We start from the raw sequence: 17,653 nt of genomic DNA on the forward strand, positions 1-17,653 counted from the left end.
GGGCCGTGGGGGCCGAGCAGGGTGCGGACGTAGTGGGAGCCGATGAATCCGGCGCCGCCGGTCACCAGGATGCGGGTCTTGGTCGTCATGACGGTACCGGTGCCTCTGTCATGCGGGTGCCTCCCAGGGCGGGCGGACGGACGGATGCGGTGCGGCCGGGACGCGGGGGCGTCGGTGGCGGTGCGACTCGATGGTGCCGCCGTCCGATCGGGCGCGGGCGGAGAAGGGCTGGAGGCTGCCTCGCCCCGGCGACGCGACCGCGGCTCGACCGGTGCTCGAGCGCGACTGTCTAGCCTCGGCGGGATGTCTTGCGCCGTCCGCAGCGGACCGGCGCTTCGTCACCGACCGCGCGACGAACACCGTTGCCCCCCATGGCGAAGTCGGAAGGAAATCCCTGGATGAGTACTGACAAAGTCGCCGCCGGCGGTGCGGCCGGGACGGGGAAGTCCCCGGGCGCGGCCACGCTGATCACGGGCCTGATCGCCTTCATGGCGGGGCTCGACAATCTGGTGGTCGTCACCGCGCTGCCCACCATCAGGGAGAAACTCGGTGGCAGCCTGGAGGAACTGGAATGGACGGTGAACGCCTACACACTGTCGTTCGCCGTGCTGATGATGTTCGGTGCCGCCCTGGGCGACCGGTTCGGACGCCGCCGCGTGTTCGTCGCCGGTCTGCTGCTGTTCACGGCGGCGTCGGCCGGGGCCGCCCTGGCGCCGGGCATCGGCGAGCTGATCGCCGCCCGCGCGGTCCAGGGCGCCGGTGCCGCCATCGTCATGCCGCTCTCCCTCACCCTGCTCACCAGCGCCGTGGCCGCCGAGAAACGGGGCGCCGCCCTCGGCATCTACGGTGCGCTCAACGGACTGGCCGTCGCGGGCGGTCCGCTGGTGGGCGGTGTCGTGGTGGAACACATGTCCTGGCAGTGGATCTTCTGGATCAACGTGCCGGTGGGCCTGCTGCTCGCCCCGGCCGCCTGGCGCGGCCTGGCCGAGAGCCGCGGTCCGGACAACCGCCTGGACGCACCGGGCACGCTCCTGGTCAGCCTCGGCATCTTCGGCCTCGTCTACGGTCTGATCCGCGCCAACGGCCACGGCGGCTGGGGCGCCCCGCAGGTCCTGGGCCCCATGCTGGCCGGCGCGGTGCTGGTCGCCGCGTTCGTCCAGTGGGAGCGGCGCAGCAGCGCGCCGATGCTGCCCATGGGCATGTTCCGCAACCGGGCCTTCAGCGCCGTCAACATCGGCGGCCTGCTGATGTCCGTCGGCATGTTCGGCGTGGTCTTCCTCATCACGCAGTTCATGCAGACCATCCAGCATTTCTCGCCGACGGAGGCGGGCGTGCGGATGCTGGCGTGGACGGCGATGCCGCTGCTCGTGGCGCCCTTCGCCGGCATCATGTCGGACCGGATCGGCGGAGGACCCGTGGTGGCGTTCGGACTGGCGCTGCTCGCCACCGGGTTCGTCTACTTCGCGCTGGTGATGAGCCCGGACGTGTCCTATCTCGAGCAGCTGCCCGGCTATCTCCTGGGCGGTGTGGGCGTCGCCTGCTTCTTCGCCCCGCTCCTCAATCTGACGATGAGCTCCGTCGACGTCTCCGAACAGGGCATCGCATCCGGCGCGACATCGGCCACCCGGGAGGTGGGCTCGGCGCTCGGCGTGGCCGCCCTCACCAGCGTTTTCACCCACAACGGCGGCTACGCGTCGGGTCAGAACTTCGTCGACGGCTTCGTACCCGCCCTGTGGGTCGGCGCGGCGGCCGTGGGGCTCGCCGCGGCCGTGATGTTCTTCGCCACCCGGCCCGCGGCCGCGGGGGAGCACCACGGCGCCGAACCGGCGCCGGCCACGGCCGAACCGGCCCCGTCAGCCACGCGCTGACCCCCGTACACCGGCCCGTGGCCCCACACGACGACCTCGTGTGGGGCCACGGGCCTGAAGTGCGTCCGGCCCCTTTTCAGGGAGCGGAGCCGCCCGTCACGCGGTCCACCAGATCACGCCAGCCATGCTCCAGCCGTCGCAGCGACACCCCCGACTGCCGGGTCAGATGGTGGATCAGCACCGGGTCGAGGTAGCCCAGCAGCGTGTGGGCGAGGAGATCGTGGTCCGCGTCCGGCAGGGCCTGGCGCAGCAGCAGCGCCACATGGCTGTGGTGGAAACGGCGGGCCGGCACGGTGTACCGGCGCTCCGGGCCGGGCTCGGCCGCCAGTTGCAGGTCCATTTCGTCGACGCAGCGCCGCAGCACGGTGACACCGAACGCGCGCAGCCGCTCCACGGGCGGTGCGCCGGGTCCGAGCGGCGGGGGACCGGTCAGGATCGCGGCCCGCATCTTCTGCTCGGAGTCGTCGAGGAGCGCCGTCAGCAGGCCGGTACGGTCGCCGAAGCGACGGAAGACCGTCCCTTTGCCCACCCGCGCCGCGGCCGCCACCGCCTCCATCGTCACCCCGGCCGCGCCGTGCTCGGCGACCAGACGGGCGGCGGCGTCCAGCAGACGGGCCCGGTTGCGGGCCGCGTCGGCACGCAGGCACGGTTCGTCGCCGGGGGACTCCGGCCCGAGCAGCGCCGGTGGCTCGCTGGTGCTCTCCTCGGGTTCCGGACGGGGCGGCACTAAGACATCGTCTGCGCTGGACATGAACTCACCGTAGAACAGGGGCGGTACGACCGGAGCCCGATCCGGTCACAGCGGCCGGCACCTGGGGCTTTCCCCTGCCCGGGATCCGCAGGACGCCGAGCTGTCGCCATCGCGCGTCCGCGTGACACCGGTACAGAAGCATTCAAGGCCGATTCAAGATGAGCGCCAACCCCGCACGGCGAGACTATCGGTCAACGGCCCATGCCCTGCCCCCCAAGGAGACAGAAGATGGCAAGCGGACGCATCATCCGTCGTGTGCTCATCGCCGGTGGCGGCATCGGCGGCCCCACCGAGGCGATGGCCCTGCGGCGCCCCAGCACGTCAGGATCAGTGACGTGATCGCGCCGGCCCTGTCGACGATCACCACCGCCCACGCCGGTACGACCCTGTACCTCGGTCGCCGGCTGCACGCCGCCCAGCAGCCCGCCTGGCCGGACGCGGACGTGCTGCGTGCCGTGACCTCCGAACTGGCGGCGTACCCACCGCTCGTCATGGCCGACGAATGCGACCGACTGCGTCACCGGCTGGCCGCCGTGACCCGCGGCGAGGCATTTCTCCTCCAGGGCGGCGACTGCGCGGAGACGTTCGACGGTGTGTCCGCCGAGCAGGTGCGCAACAAGGTCAGGACCCTGCTGCAGATGTCGGCCGTGCTGACCTACGCCACCTCGGTCCCAGTGATCAAGGTCGGCAGGATCGCGGGCCAGTACTCCAAGCCGCGTTCCGACCTGGTCGAGGTGCGCGACGGCGTCGAACTGCCCGTCTACCGCGGGGACGCGGTCAACGGGCTCGCCTTCACCCCTGAGGCACGCACCCCGGACCCCGAGCGGCTGAAACTGATGTACCAGGCTTCCACCGGGACCCTGAACCTGATCCGCGCCATCATCACGGGCGGCTACACGGATCTGCGCCAGGTGCACGAGTGGAACCGGGCCTTCGTGGCGAGCTCTCCGTTCGGCGAGCGCTACGAGCGCATCGTCCGGGAGATCGACAACGCACTCGCGTTCCTGGCGGCCTGCGGAGCGAACCCGGCGGAGTTCCAGGCCAGCGACTTCTTCACCAGCCACGAGGCGCTGCTGCTCGACTACGAGGTCCCGCTCACCCGCGTCGACTCACGCACGGGACTGCTGTACGACACCTCGGGCCACATGATCTGGATCGGCGAGCGCACCCGCCAACTGGACGGAGCCCACGTGGAGTTCGCCTCGCAGGTGCGCAACCCCGTCGCGGTGAAACTGGGCCCCTCCACCACACCGGGGGACGCCCTCGCACTGGTCGAGCGGCTGAACCCGAACAACGAGCCGGGCCGGCTGTCCTTCATCGCCCGCATGGGGCGCGACCGGGTCCGCGACGTGCTCCCCGGGCTCGTCGAGTCCGTCAAGGCCGCCGGCGCCCAGGTCGCCTGGATCTGCGACCCGATGCACGGGAACACCTTCAAGGCCTCCACCGCCCACAAGACCCGCCGCTTCGACGACATCCTGGACGAGGTCAGGGGCTTCTTCGAGGTGCACAGGTCGCTCGCGACCCACCCCGGTGGCATCCACGTCGAGCTGACGGGGGAGGACGTCACCGAATGCCTGGGCGGCGGCGACGAGGTCCTCGTGGACCAGCTGCACCAGCGCTACGAGACGGCCTGCGACCCCCGGCTGAACCACCGTCAGTCACTCGACCTGGCCTTCCAGGTCGCCGAGCTGTACCGGGACCGGGACGCCTCGGTCCTGCCGCGCCCGGCGCCCCTCCCGGCCGCGGCCTGAACCTCACCTACACGGCACCTACACGTCAGACAGCAGGGTACCCACCTGGGAGTTCAGATGACCATCACCGTATCTGTGCGGGAACAAGACCTTTCACGGGCGATCGAGTACGAGGACAGGCCGGGGGACGGTCCGGGAGACGACACTCCGGTACGGGCGCGATGGCTGCTGGACATCCTGGCCACCAAGTGGACGCCCGTGGTCCTGTACCTGCTGAACGAGCAATCGCCCATGCGATCGGGTGAGTTGCGCCGTTCCGTGCCCGGGGTCAGTCAGAAGGTGCTGACGACGACCCTGCGGAATCTGGAGCGTGACGGCCTGGTGACGCGGGACTACTACCCCGAAACGGTGCCGAGGGTGGAGTACCGCATCACCGAACTCGGCGCGAGCCTGATCCCCATCATCTTCTCCCTGGAGGCCTGGGCCGAGGAGAACATCGCGGAGGTGCTCGCCCGCCGCACGCTGCACGGAGCCCCCATGCCCCGAGAAGAGGCGTTCACCATCCGATGAACGACGCCATCGCCTCCACAACGGCACACGTCTACGCCATCCCCATGCGCACCTCCTTCAGGGGAATCGACGTCCGCGAGGGCGTGCTTCTGCGCGGCCCGCTCGGGTGGGGAGAATTCTGCCCCTTTCCGGAGTACGGCGACCGCGAGGCCGCGGCCTGGCTCGGTACGGCCGTCGAACAGGTCACCCTCGGCTGGCCGGAGCCGGTCCGCGACCGGGTCCCGGTCAACGCCATCGTGCCGGCGGTCGGTCCTGAGCGTGCCTTCGAGATCGTCACCCGTTCGGGATGCCGGACAGCCAAGGTCAAGGCAGCCGACCACCCGGACTCGCTCTCCGAGGACCTCGCCAGGGTGGAAGCCGTGCGCGCCGCTCTCGGTCCCGGTGGCAACATCCGTATCGACGCCAACGGCCGCTGGGACGTCGACACGGCCGTCGCCCACATCAAACGCATCGACCGCGCCGCCGGCGGCCTGGAGTACGTCGAACAACCCTGCGCGACCATCGACGAGTTGGCCGCGGTCCGCCGCAGGACCGAGGTGCGTGTGGCGGCCGACGAATCCATCCGCCGTGCCGACGATCCACTGAAGGTGGCCGTCGCCGGCGCCGCCGACGTCGCGGTGATCAAATGCACCCCACTCGGTGGCGTGCGCCGTGCCCTGAGGGTGGCCGAGGCCTGCGGACTGCCCTGTGTCGTGTCGTCCGCGCTCGAGACGAGCGTCGGCCTCGCCGCCCAACTCGCCCTCGCCGGCGCCCTGCCGGAACTCGACTTCGCCTGCGGGCTGAGCACCCTGAGCCTGTTGACCGGCGACAGTGTGCCCGAGGCTCAGGCCTTCCGGCCCGTCGACGGCTGGCTGCCGGTTCCTCGCACACCGCCGGTGCCCGACCCGGAGCGGCTCGACACGTTCCGGCCCACCGATCCCCGGCGGGTCGCGTGGTGGCACGACCGCCTGGCCCGGGTGAGTGCGTCGCAAGGACTGCCGCTCCCGTCGCCCTCCTGACCGGCAGGGCGACGGGGCACGGCAGCTCAAGCTCGGCCGAGCGCCCGATCCACCAGATGCCCCGCGGCTCCCGTGTACTGCGTCGGGTCGCACAGCGCGTCGAGCTCCGCAGGTGTGAACAGCTCGGCCGACTCGGGGGCTTTCGCCAGCTCCTGCGCCAGCGAGGTGCCGTTCCGCGCGGCGTCCGCGGACGCCGCCGACAGCATTCTCCTGGCGGCGTCCTTGCCGAGCCGGGGAGCCAACACCGCCGTCAGCCGCTCGGAGACCACCTGGCTGCCGGTGATGTCGAGGTTGCCGCGCATCCGGCCGGTGAACACATCGAGCCCTTCGGCCAGTTCGACCGCCGTGTGCGCGGCGCCTCCGGTCAGCCGCAGCGCCTCCCGGAGGAGCTGCCACTCCGCGTGCCACATCCCGCCCGACCGCTCGTCCTCGGACAGCAGGCACTGGGTGAGACCGGTCGCGACCACCGGAACCTGGAGCGCCGCGCTTCGGATGAGCGTGGCCAGCACCGGATTGCGTTTGTGGGGCATGGCGGACGACACACCTCGCCCGGCGGCGGACGGCTCCGCCACTTCGGCGATCTCCGTACGCCCCAGAGTCTGCACGTCCACCGCCATTTTGCCGAGCGCGCCCGCGGTGAACGCGAGTGCCGCCGCGAGATCGGCGACCGGAGTGCGCAACGCGTGCCAGGGCAGGGGTGGGCGGGCGAGACCGGTCTCCGCGGCGAATCCGTCGAGGAGCCGGTCCGCGTACTCCCCGGACCGCACGGCATCCGGGTCGGCACCGTCCACCTTCGCGTACTCCACATAGCCGGCGAGTGTTCCCGCCGCACCCCCCAGAGAGACCCACAGCCCGCCCTCCAGCAGCCGACCGAGCCGGACGTCGGCCTGGAGCAGCAACTCCCGCCAGCCCGCCGCCTTCAGACCGAACGTGGTCGGCACCGCCTGCAGCGCGAGCGTCCGTCCGGCCATCGGTGTGTCCCGATGCCGTCCGGCCAGTGCCGCGAGGGCCTCGGCCGTGCGCCGCAGATCGCCCCGGATGATGCGCAGGGCCCGCGCCGCGACCAGCATCGCGCCGGTGTCGAAGATGTCCTGGCTGGTCGAGCCGCGGTGCACATACTCGGCCGCGGCGGGGTTGACCGCCGCGACCAGCCGAGTCAGCTCACGGATGAGCCCCACCACGGGGTTCGCCGTCTCCCGTGACCCGACCGCGATGGCCCGTACGTCGAACCGCTCCGCACGCGCCACCGCGCTGATGTCGGCCGCGGCCGAGAGCGGCACCGTGCCGAGGGCGGCCTGGGTCCGCACGAGCGCGACCTCCGCGTCCAGCATGGCCTGGAGCCACGCGCGGTCGCTCACCGCGGACTCCACCTCCGTACCGGCCCGCACGGGTGAGAGCAGGCCGGTGTCGCCCTGTGCGTCGAACGGCGTGATCATGAACGCATCTCCGCGCGGTTCTCCCCGGCCCGGTCCGTGGCCGCAGGCATGGCGAGTACGGCACGGGCGATGGCATCGGCATCGCCCAGGCTCACGGAGTCGACGCCGGGCCGTACCGCGGCCGCCGTGACCCAGTGCACGGACTCCGTGGGCACTCCGTACGCGAACAGCCGCGGATTGACACGGCCCCGGGCGTCGACGACCCGGCAGGGGCGACGGGTCACGGCAAGACCACCGGTTTCGTAGGAGACGGAGCAGGCCCCCTCGATCCGGAACGGTGTGATGTCCCCGTCCTGCAGGAGCCGCCGCATGAGCGGGTCGGCGGTTCGCCGCACATCGGGCTCGGGCAGCCGGGCCTCGATCAGCACGCGCGCCTCGATCGGCGGCCCGGCGAGCTCGGGTGAGTCGCACACGAACGCCCGCTGCGCGGAATCGACCCTGATCGCGGCCCCCGGTCCGGTCAGGCGCAGCACGCCGGCCTTGACCAGTGCCCTCATCTGCTTGATCCGGAAGGCCGGCGGGCCGATCGACAGGAAGGCGTTGAGCGGGGTGTACCACCCGTCGAGCTCGTCACGGTGGGAGTTGCCGTCGAGACCGCCGTGGTCCACGGCGAGCCGGACCTCGTTGCGCAGATCCCGCAGCACATCGAGCGCGGCCTTGAGCGGGTTGCTCACATTGCCGCCCTCGGCGTGCCGCACGTCCTCGGCCAAGTGGTCCAGCAGCCAGGCCTGGAACTCGTCCCGGTCGGCGAACCGCCGTCCCAGGTAAGGGCGCGAGATCTTCTCCCAGTCCCAGTGGCTCTCCGCGGGAAAGCCGTAGGCCCGCAGGATCTCGGCCCTGTGCTCCTCCCGTGCGGCGGCCAAGTACAGTTCGGTGAACGCCTCCCGGTCCGCGCTGCGGCCCCACGTCTGCAGGAGAGTGCTGTAGTAGACGCTCTCCACCTCACGGGCGATGAGGGGCCAGATGTCGAGTCCGAAGTACACACGGTCACCGTCCTGCGCCCGCTTGCGCAGATCGGCGAGATACGCCTCGGTGAGCAGCCGGGGAAAGTACCGTCCGTGCGGTCCCTTCTGGTTCTCGCCCCGCGCCTGGTACGGAACACCTCGCCGCGAGGTGGCGAACAACCGGGGTTCGCGTCCGGACGGCTCGTACACCAATTCCTCGCCGTGCGGCACGAACCGGCCGCCGCGCCCACTGGTGAGCAGAGCCATGTGATCGAAGAAGCACAGCCCGAGGCCGCGCAGCAGCACGCTCTCGCCGGCCCCGATGAAGTCGAGGTCCAGGTCGGCCGGATTGGCGGGTGGGACGTAGGTGAGTCCGTGCTCCTCCGCCTGCGCGGCCAGGAGCCGCTCCTTGCCGTTCGGCTCGGTGCCGACATGGCCTTGGGAGAGAATCACCGCGTCCAGGCCCTCGATCAGCCGGCCGTTCTCCAGCGTCACGCTCTGCTTTCCCGTTCCGTCGCGGTCTTCGTCGAGTGCGACGGCACGGGTGCAGTGCGTGATGATGTCCACATGAGGCGGGGCCGCCAGGCATATGCGGGCGAACATCTCACGCAGATAGCTGCCGAAGAAGGCACGGGACGGGTATGAGTCGGGACCCAGGTCCCGGGCTTCGGCAAGAGTGGATTCACCCCCTGCGGGAGCTGCCGCCCCGGCGGAATTCCTCAGCTCCTCCGCCCATTCGTACAGGCTGGGGCCGGGTTCCACCGGCCCTTCGAGACAGACGCTGTCGTCGGTGAACACGGTGATCTGGCTGGCCACGGTGTTCATGAGCAGCAGCCGGGACTGATCGGTGCGCCATACGGCACCCGCGCCGGCCGGGTAGGGATCGACCAGGTACACCTGCACCTTCGAACCCGGTGACAGGTCACGCGCGTTGGCGCAGAGCCGCTCGAGTACGGAAAGTCCGCGCGGTCCGACTCCGACGATGCAGAGCGACAGATGCTTGATGGGCACGGGGACACCACTCCTGCTGGGGGACTGGGAAGAGCATGAGAAAGGGAAGGGCAGAAACCGGCAATGGCGGCCGTGCCAAGCCTCACCGGAAATGAAGTTTCTCCACGGTCAGGAACCGGAACAGCAAACACGAAGTGTCATTTCCTCATGCTCTGCAGATTCGCGACGTCCGGCAAGTAGGAACTTCGAAGTACCTACGGCACGGTGACGGGCAGGCACTTGAAAGTTCCTACTTGCCGAACACTTCCCGCTCGCCAATCATTCTGACCAATACCCCTTCTATTCGGGGAGCGAAAATGAAGATCTTGTCCATTGCCGGAGGTACCCGCTGATGCTTCCGCTCAAGGAGCTTTTCAAGCCCACGTCCAAGCCGCTCCATCTGTTCGAGAACTTCCGCGCGGCGGCGGACGCACACCCCGCGTCGATGATCCACATGGACGCGCCGCAGCCGGCGTTTCCCGAGCTGGGACTGCACGCGACCTACGCCGACGCGGCCGAAGCCGTCGCCCGGTGCGGCGAGCAGGTCATCGCGCGCGGTGTCGCGCCGGGTGACCATGTCGTCATCTACAAGTCCGCTCTGTTCGACAGCTACTTGCTGGCAGTGGCCGTCTCGTACGCGGGCGCCGTACCCGTCATGATCTCGCCCCACCTGGACGCCCGCACGGTCACCGTGATGGCGGCCCGGCTGAAGCGGCCGTGGCTGATCCACGACGCCGAGACCGTCGAGAAGGCCGCGGACATCTCCTCGGTCGAGGAAGCCCGCAAGCTCGACGCCCTCGCGGTCAGGGACACCGTGGTGGAGGACCCCAAGGGCGCCGGACGGAAGCCCGGCGTGCGCGACATCGCGTACATGACCCACACCTCGGGGACCACGGGCATCCCCAAGCTCATCGCCCACTCTCCGACCTCGATGGGCTGGCGGGTCACCTGGCAGCGCCGCATCGTGTCCTTCATCGACCCGGGCGGCCTGGTCGCCTTCCACATCTCCCCGGTGCACAGCCGGTTCAACATCGGCATCTCGTCGCTCATGTCCTACGGGCACTCGTTCCTGAACATCGGCGACCCCCAGGAAGCCAACGTCGAGGCCGTACTGCGCAAGTACCGTCCCCTCGCCCTGGAGTCGCACCCGAACCACCTCGTGCGGTGGACGTCCATCCTGGACCGCGACCCCTCGGTCTTCTCCAGCGTCAAGTACCTGCACTCGACCTTCGACGCCGTCAACAAGGGCACGATGCTCAAGTACCTCAATGCGTCGTCCCACCGGATGCCCGTCTACCTGCAGGTCTACGGGCAGAGCGAATGCGGTCCCATGGTGCTGCGCCCGCACACGCGGACCACGCTGCGCTTCAGCGACGCCCGGTGGATGGGCATCGGCATGCCGAAGCTCACCCGCGTCCGGGTCGTGGACGAGAAGGGCAACCCGTTGCCGCGCGGCCGGCAGGGCGCCATCGAGATGTTCTCCCGCGGTCGCGCGGTCACCTACTACGGTGAGGAGGAGCGCTTCGAGCAGAACCTGCGGAACGGGTGGTGGAACAGCGGGGACCAGGGCGAGATGGGTCGCGCCGGCCAAGTCGCCCTGCACGACCGGCAGGTGGACCTGATCGATGACGTCAGGAGCACACTGGCCATCGAGGACGCGCTGCTGGACAAGCTGTCGTTCCTGAACGAGGTCGTCCTGGTCCGCACGGCGGAGGGGGACCCGCAGCCCGTGGTCTCGGTCGCCACGGGGCAGGAGATGGACTGGGACGCCTGGTGGACCTCCGTGGCCGACCTGCCGGCGCTGGAGGCACCGGTGATCCTGCCGTTCGACAGGTTCCCCCGCACCGCCACCATGAAGATCCAGCGCAACCGGCTGGAGGAACTGCTGCGGACCGAGATCACCCATGCGGCCTGAATCCACCGTGCAGGCCTGGGGGCCGTCCGTGATCGCGGCGGTCGTCGTCGACGAGCTCGTCCGGGCCGGGATCGAGACGTTCGTCTACTGCCCCGGGTCCAGGAACGGCCCCATCGGGTTCGAACTGTCCCGGCGGGAAGCCGCGGGAGACCTCAGACTCCATGTCCGTCTGGACGAGCGGTCGGCCGCCTTCCTCGCCCTCGGCATGACGAAGGCGACGGGCGTCCCGACCGCGGTCGTGACCACGTCGGGTACGGCGGTGGCGAACCTGCTGCCCGCCGTGACGGAGGCCGACTACTCGCGGATCCCGCTCGTCCTGGTCACGGCCAACCGCCCGCTCGCGGAGCTCGGCACCGGGGCGTCACAGACCGTCGAGCAGACCCAGCTGCTCACCTCGCAGGTGCGCCACGTCCAGCACCTGCAGGTCGGGGCGGAACCGGCGCCGGACACGAACGCCAGGGTGCGATCGCAGATCTGCCACACGCTGGCGATCGGCCGCGGACGGCTCCACGGGCGCCCCGGACCGGTGCAGATCGATGTGGCCCTGCCGTCCGGTCGCCCGCCGGCGACCAGGTCCGTGCCGTTCCCCAGCGGCCGTCCTGAAGGGCGGCCGTGGATCCGGACCGCGCTGCGCGACCGCGGAGCGGCGGCACCGCACGACATCGACCTGACCCGCCGTACGATCATCGTCGCCGGCGACGGCGCGGACCTCGACGCCGTGCCCGAGACCGTCCCCTGTGTCGTGGAACCGACCGTCGACGCCGGTGGCCGCAGGACCCTGCATCCCTGGGTGCTGGACCACGTACGGCCGGAACTGGCCGTCGTGTACGGCCGTCCGACCCTGCACCGGCAGGTCGGCGCGCTGCTGGCCCGCCGCGACGTCAGCACGGTCCTCGTCAGCGACGGGGACGACGACTGGATCTACGCGGCGCCGCACATCGACGTGGTCACCGCACACCCGGTGTTCGGCGGCGTGCCGAGTCCGTCCTGGACCGAGGAACTCGGGCACGTGGACCGGGCCGTGCGCCACGCGTGGTCGCAGATGCTGTGCGACGACGGTAACCGGCGCACCGGAGTGGGTGTCGCCAAGGCGGTGCTGGACGCGCTCGAACCCGGCGACCTGCTCTGGCTGGGGGCCTCCAACCCGGTCAGGGACGTGTCGCTGACCGGCCGACTGCCCAGCGGGGTCCGGGCACTGTCCAACCGCGGGGTGGCCGGTATCGACGGCAACATCAGTGCCGCGGTGGGCGCCGCGATGGCCTGCCCCGACCGGACGGTCGTCGCGCTCGTGGGTGACCTCACCTTCGCCCACGACTCGTCCGCCCTGCAGTCCGGCGTGCTCGAGCAGGTGCCGGACAACCTGATCGTCGTCGTCTCGAACGATGCCGGCGGCGGCATCTTCGAACTGCTGGAACAGGGGCACCCCGTCTACAAGACGGCCCCCTTCGGCAACACCTTCGAGCGCATCTACGGAACCCCGCAGAACGTCGACTTCGCGGCTCTGTGCACGGCCTACGCGGTCTCCCACCGCATGGTGGAGACCGACGAGCTCGGCACCGCGCTCCGGGCGGCCCGCCGGGCGAAGCGACCGGTCGTCCTCGAAGTCCCCGTCACCCGCACGACGTTGCGCGGTGTGCACACGGCCGCACGAGAGCTGGCCGACGCACGTCTGAACCCCACCGCCCCTCCGGCCGGGAGCCCCGTCACGGCGGAGGCGGCCCATGTGTCCGCCCTGACCAGTTGAGAAGCGGAAGTTGGAAGATGTCTGTTACCACCACGGCCCCCACCACCACGGCCGCCCCTGTCACCAACCCGTTCGACCCCTCGTGCTGGCGCGAGGTCGAAGGCTTCGAGGATCTGCGGGACACGACCTACCACCGAGGTGTCGAACGCGACACCGAGGGCGCCGTCGTACGCGACCTTCCCTGGGTGCGGATCGCCATCGACCGTCCGCACGTGCGCAACGCGTTCCGTCCCGCGACGGTCGACGAGCTGTACCGCGTCCTGGACCACGCCCGTATGTCCTCCGAGGTCGGTGCGGTCATCCTGACCGGCAACGGCCCCTCCCCGCGGGACGGCGGCTGGGCGTTCTGCTCGGGAGGCGACCAACGCGTCCGCGGGCGCGACGGTTACCGCTACGCCGACGGCGAGAGCGCGCAGGACATCGACCCGGCCCGTGCGGGACGGCTGCACATCCTGGAGGTGCAGCGACTGATCCGCACCATGCCCAAGGTCGTCATCGCCGCCGTGTCGGGCTGGGCGGCGGGCGGCGGGCATTCACTGCACGTCGTGTGTGATCTCACCATCGCCTCCCGCGAGTTCGGCAGGTTCAAGCAGACGGACGCCACCGTGGGTTCGTTCGACGCCGGCTACGGTTCCGCGCTGCTGGCTCGCCAGGTGGGCCAGAAGTTCGCCCGGGAGATCTTCTTCCTCGCACGCGAGATCGACGCCGATCGCATGCGCGAGATGGGGGCGGTCAACGAGGTCGTCCCGCACGCGGAGTTGGAGCGCACGGCGATCGAGTACTGCCGCGACATCACGGCCCAGTCCCCGCAGGCGATCCGGATGCTGAAGTTCGCCTTCAACCTCCCGGACGACGGGATGGTCGGCCAGCAGGTGTTCGCCGGAGAGGCGACCCGCCTGGCCTACATGACGGACGAGGCCGTCGAAGGACGCAACGCCTTCCTCGAGAAGCGCACACCGGACTGGTCCGACCACCCCTACTTCTTCTGAGGGAGGGCGCTGTGTCGACCGTCTCCTTACGTGCTGTCGTACTGCCGGACCAACCCGCGCAGGCCGTCGACACCCTCATGCGTGCCATCGAGCAGGTCTATGAAGGCGCTCCGGCGATCGCACCGGTCGCCGGCGCCGCCGCGGCACGGGACCTGCCCCGGACCGTGCCGGACGGCACCGCCGTGGTGCTGTCGACGTCGGGGTCCACCCGCGCTCCGAAGCGGACGGCCCTGCCGCGGAGCGCGCTCCTCGCCTCCGGTTCCGCGACGCTCCGCCGGCTCGGCGGAGCCGGCGACTGGCTGCTGTGCCTCCCGGCCGGGTTCGTGGCCGGATTCCAGGTGGTCTCCCGCGCGGTCCTCAGCGGAACCCGCGTGACGACGCTGGACGGCGGCCGGTTCGACGCCGCGTCCTTCGTGGCCGCCACCAGCCGCATGAGGACCGGCAGACGCTACACCGCGCTGGTCCCCACCCAGGTCAAGCGGCTGCTCGCGGACGCCGACGCCAGGGCGGCACTGTCGAGTTTCGACAAGGTCCTGGTGGGCGGGGCACCGCTGGACCACGAGACCGCGGCACAGCTCCGGCGCGTCACGGACTTCGTGGCCACGTACGGGATGACGGAGACCGGCGGCGGATGCGTCTACGGGGGAGTCCCTCTCGACGGGGTGCGGGTGCGGATCGTGGACGAGATCGTGCACGTCGGCGGTGACACCGTGGCGAGCACCTACCTCGGCGCCCCTGAGGAGGAGCAGAGCAGGTTCTACACCGACGGCGTCCAACGCTGGTACCGGACCTCCGACCGCGGCCGGTGGGACGACCAGCACCGCCTGGTCCCGCTCGGCAGGACCGACGACCTCATCAACACCGGCGGGCTCAAGATCTCCGCGGGGGAGGTCGAACAGGCCCTGCTCGGCGTCGGCTGGGTCGACAGTGCCGTCGTCCTGGGTCTTCCCGACCACGAGTGGGGCGAACTCGTCGGCGCCCATGTCGTCCCCCGGGCAGGGACGTCCGCACCGGACAGGGAGGTCCTCAGGGACCGGGTCCGACGGCGTCTGGGGCCGGCCGCGGTACCCAAGAGGATCGTCTTCCACGACGACGTCCCCCTGCTGCCGAACTCGAAGATCGACCGATCCGCGATCCGTGAGCGGCTGAGCGCCGCCGCGTACGCCCGAGCGCACGTCGGGGAAGGCTGACATGTCAGGAGACCTGTTCTCACCGGTGGCCCTCGGCGACATCCCGGCCGGCAACCGGATCGTCATGTGTCCCATGACGCGTCGCCGGGCGGACGCCGACGGAACACCCAACGACCTGATGCGTGAGTACTACCGGCAGCGCGCCTCGGCCGGACTCGTCGTGACGGAGAGCGTCCACCCCTCACTCATCGGCAAGACGTACCCCGGCAGCCCTCACATGATCGACAGGAAGGACCTGGCGGCCTGGACCCGTGTGGTCGACGCCGTCCACGGCCGGGGAGGGCGCATCGTCCTGCAGCTCATGCACGCCGGCAGCGCGGCCCGGCCCCAGGTCAACGGAGGCAGGACCCCACTGGCACCCTCGGCGGTCGTCCCCCCGGGGACGGGCGCCCCCGACGGCCGGGTGACCGACCGTCCCGTCGCCCGGGCGATGACCGGCGGCGAGATCGACGCCACCGTCGAGGAGTTCGCCCGTGCCGCCGCCATGGCCATGGAGGCGGGCTTCGACGGCGTGGAGGTCCACGGCGGCAACAGCTACCTCCTGCACCAGTTCCTCGGCTCGGGGACGAATCTGCGTACCGACGCCCATGGCGGACCGGCCGAGAACCGGTGTCTGTTTCCCGTCCGAGTCGTCGAGGCCGTCGCGCGCGAGGCCGGTCACGGCCGGGTGGGGCTCCGGCTGTCCCCCGGATTCTCCGCGGACCGCACCGTGCAGGGCGACGCGCCGGACGTGTACAGCGCTCTGCTGTCCCATCCCTCGGTGCGGCGTCTCGCCTACATCCACACGTCCTCGTACAGCGACCCGGACGTGCTCGCCTGGATCGGTGCCCACTGGACGGGCGGATGGATCCACAACCTGGGCACGGACCTTCAGTGGTCCACCACGGAACTGCTGAGCCGGATCGAAGCCCGGCTCGGCGCGGGACCGACCGCCGTGTCCCTGGGACGCCTGTTCATCTCGAACCCGGATCTGCCCGAGCGTCTGCTCCACCGAGCACCCCTGGCCGTTCCGAACCCCAAAAAATTCTACGAGGGCGAAAGTGAGGGATACACCGACTATGAACGGTGGACCGACACAAGCCGGCAGCCGATCCATACCTGACCAGCACCTGTGGAAAGGGCGTCTCCCGAGCCGCCCGACCACCGCCACGCCCCGCTTCCTGCTGCACGGACCGAGCAGTTCCGTCGGGCTCACCGGCGCGCTGACCCGTTTCACCAGCCTGTCCGAGGCGGAGGACGCGGTGCGGGGCGGCACCCACGGAAACCTCGTCGCGGGCGCGGTGCCCTTCGACCAGGGCCCGGGGACCTCGTCGTTCTTCCTGGGGCAGCGCGGTGCGGGTCGACCGGTCCGCTCCGCGAGCAGTGCCGGCAGCGGTGGCCATTTCCTCCCGGACGTCGGATTCAACGACGCCGAGACAGCCAACTACATACGTCTGGTCGAACGCGTACTGCCCCTGCTCCGCTCACCGGAGAACTCCCTGGAGAAGGTCGTCATAGCACGGGCCGAGCGGTACTTCCCGACCGAGCATCTCGACCCGATGCACCTGTACGGGCGCATCGTGGACCTGTACCCGGGGGTGCACAGCTACCTCGTCGAGCACCTGGAGACACCCGGCGTCTACACCCTGGGGGCGAGCCCGGAGCTCTTCATGAAGAAGAGCGGCGACATCGTCACGATGACGCCGCTGGCCGGGACGATCCCGCGGGACCCGTCGCTGTCCACCGCGGAGGACGAAGAGCGGGCTCGTGCCGAGTTGTTCACCGACAAGTACCTGGCCGAGCATCGTCACCTGGTCGAGTTCATGCTCAAGGGCCTGAAGCCCTTCTGCGGTGTGCTCGACCACCCCGACGAACCCGAACTGCTGGGGGTGCCGGGCGTATGGCACCTGGGCACCCCCATCCGCGGCCGTCTGGTCGACTCCCGGGTGCGCGTGGCCGATCTCGTGTCGGCGCTGCACCCGTCACCGGCGGTCTGCGGTGTCCCCCAGGCCGAATCGCTCCATCTGATCACGATGAACGAATCGACGCGTGGATACTACGGCGGCCTCGTCGGCTGGACCGACAGCAACGGTGACTGCGAGTTCTACATGGCGCTGCGGGGTCTCGACCTCGACGCACGGGAGCACGGCAGCCTCAGACTGCGGGCCGGAGGCGGTGTGGTGGCCGGCAGCCGACTGGACGTCGAGTTCGCGGAGACCACGGCCAAGCTCGCGACGATGCGTCGAGCGCTCGGCGTGGAACCGTCGCCGAGCACTCGTCCACCGGCCTACGGCACCGTGGTGTCCCGTGAGCCGGTTCGTGCCGCCTGAAGCCGTGGAGGATGGTGACTCCCCGGCGGGAGACCAGGTAGGTCGCCTCGCCGGGGAAGGTCGCGGGACGCAGGTGGTGCCTGAGGCCCACGAGTGTCGAGCCGTCCTGTAGGGCGGCCGGTCCGGATCTCCTGGTGTGTGGCGATCCGGAAGTCCAGGGTGGTCACTCAAGTGGAGGCTTGGGCTCCGTGGTGTGGTGTTTGAGTGGTTCCCACCAGGTTCGGTTGTCGCGGTACCAGCGGACGGTTTCGGCGAGGC

General features: G+C 70.3%; 13 protein-coding genes and 1 pseudogene. 10 read left to right on the forward strand and 4 right to left on the reverse strand.

The window, feature by feature from the left end:
* Positions 1–146: pseudogene (locus ACFY0F_RS38930) on the reverse strand (dTDP-glucose 4,6-dehydratase); the annotation flags it as partial.
* A gap of 252 nt (positions 147–398) precedes the next feature.
* On the opposite strand from ACFY0F_RS38930, the gene ACFY0F_RS38935 reads away from it, so the two are divergent.
* Positions 399–1,868: a DHA2 family efflux MFS transporter permease subunit gene (locus ACFY0F_RS38935; RefSeq protein WP_388805920.1), complete on the forward strand. Its 1,470-nt coding sequence runs from the start codon at positions 399–401 to the stop codon at positions 1,866–1,868.
* 76 nt (positions 1,869–1,944) lie between these two features.
* On the opposite strand, the gene ACFY0F_RS38940 is transcribed toward ACFY0F_RS38935, so the two are convergent.
* On the reverse strand, positions 1,945–2,619 hold the full coding sequence (locus tag ACFY0F_RS38940) for a TetR/AcrR family transcriptional regulator (RefSeq protein ID WP_388805923.1): 675 nt from the start codon (positions 2,617–2,619) through the stop codon (positions 1,945–1,947).
* A gap of 350 nt (positions 2,620–2,969) precedes the next feature.
* On the opposite strand from ACFY0F_RS38940, the gene ACFY0F_RS38945 reads away from it, so the two are divergent.
* The 3 genes from ACFY0F_RS38945 to ACFY0F_RS38955 are packed head-to-tail and all read left to right on the forward strand — an operon-like array spanning position 2,970 to position 5,878.
* On the forward strand, positions 2,970–4,370 hold the full coding sequence (locus tag ACFY0F_RS38945) for a class II 3-deoxy-7-phosphoheptulonate synthase (RefSeq protein WP_388805956.1): 1,401 nt from the start codon (positions 2,970–2,972) through the stop codon (positions 4,368–4,370).
* Between the two features lie 57 nt (positions 4,371–4,427).
* A complete protein-coding gene (locus tag ACFY0F_RS38950) occupies positions 4,428–4,880 on the forward strand; it encodes a winged helix-turn-helix transcriptional regulator (RefSeq protein WP_388805926.1) in 453 nt (150 codons plus the stop codon).
* Positions 4,877–5,878: an o-succinylbenzoate synthase gene (locus ACFY0F_RS38955; protein ID WP_388805929.1), complete on the forward strand. Its 1,002-nt coding sequence runs from the start codon at positions 4,877–4,879 to the stop codon at positions 5,876–5,878. Before ACFY0F_RS38950 ends, ACFY0F_RS38955 begins: the two co-directional genes overlap by 4 nt.
* Before the next feature lie 26 nt (positions 5,879–5,904).
* Here ACFY0F_RS38955 and ACFY0F_RS38960 read toward each other — a convergent pair whose 3' ends face one another.
* Both ACFY0F_RS38960 and ACFY0F_RS38965 read right to left on the reverse strand, forming a co-directional pair.
* The gene (locus tag ACFY0F_RS38960; RefSeq protein ID WP_388805932.1) at positions 5,905–7,314 is read right to left on the reverse strand and encodes an adenylosuccinate lyase family protein; all 1,410 of its coding nucleotides are present in this window, start codon (positions 7,312–7,314) and stop codon (positions 5,905–5,907) included.
* Positions 7,311–9,269, reverse strand: coding sequence for an FAD/NAD(P)-binding protein (locus ACFY0F_RS38965; protein WP_388805935.1), 1,959 nt, complete (start codon positions 9,267–9,269; stop codon positions 7,311–7,313). The genes ACFY0F_RS38960 and ACFY0F_RS38965 overlap by 4 nt, the downstream gene beginning before the upstream one ends.
* Before the next feature lie 331 nt (positions 9,270–9,600).
* Here ACFY0F_RS38965 and ACFY0F_RS38970 point away from each other — a divergent pair, with 331 nt between their 5' ends.
* The 6 genes from ACFY0F_RS38970 to ACFY0F_RS38995 are packed head-to-tail and all read left to right on the forward strand — an operon-like array spanning position 9,601 to position 17,395.
* Positions 9,601–11,163 (forward strand): AMP-binding protein, encoded by a 1,563-nt coding sequence (locus ACFY0F_RS38970; RefSeq protein WP_388805938.1) that lies wholly within the window; start codon positions 9,601–9,603, stop codon positions 11,161–11,163.
* A complete protein-coding gene (menD, locus tag ACFY0F_RS38975; RefSeq protein WP_388805941.1) occupies positions 11,153–12,907 on the forward strand; it encodes a 2-succinyl-5-enolpyruvyl-6-hydroxy-3-cyclohexene-1-carboxylic-acid synthase in 1,755 nt (584 codons plus the stop codon). The genes ACFY0F_RS38970 and menD overlap by 11 nt, the downstream gene beginning before the upstream one ends.
* 17 nt (positions 12,908–12,924) lie before the next feature.
* The gene (locus ACFY0F_RS38980; protein WP_388805944.1) at positions 12,925–13,896 is read left to right on the forward strand and encodes a 1,4-dihydroxy-2-naphthoyl-CoA synthase; all 972 of its coding nucleotides are present in this window, start codon (positions 12,925–12,927) and stop codon (positions 13,894–13,896) included.
* Positions 13,897–13,907: 11 nt separating this feature from the next.
* Positions 13,908–15,086, forward strand: a complete 1,179-nt coding sequence (locus tag ACFY0F_RS38985; RefSeq protein ID WP_388805947.1) for an AMP-binding protein — start codon at positions 13,908–13,910, stop codon at positions 15,084–15,086.
* Between the two features lies 1 nt (position 15,087).
* Complete coding sequence (locus ACFY0F_RS38990) at positions 15,088–16,188, forward strand: alkene reductase (RefSeq protein WP_388805950.1); 1,101 nt, start codon at positions 15,088–15,090, stop codon at positions 16,186–16,188.
* Positions 16,145–17,395, forward strand: a complete 1,251-nt coding sequence (locus ACFY0F_RS38995) for an isochorismate synthase MenF (RefSeq protein ID WP_388805953.1) — start codon at positions 16,145–16,147, stop codon at positions 17,393–17,395. Before ACFY0F_RS38990 ends, ACFY0F_RS38995 begins: the two co-directional genes overlap by 44 nt.
* Positions 17,396–17,653 lie beyond the last annotated feature (258 nt).

Source organism: Streptomyces sp. NPDC001544, assembly GCF_042894285.1.
Classification (GTDB): Bacteria; Actinomycetota; Actinomycetes; order Streptomycetales; family Streptomycetaceae; genus Streptomyces.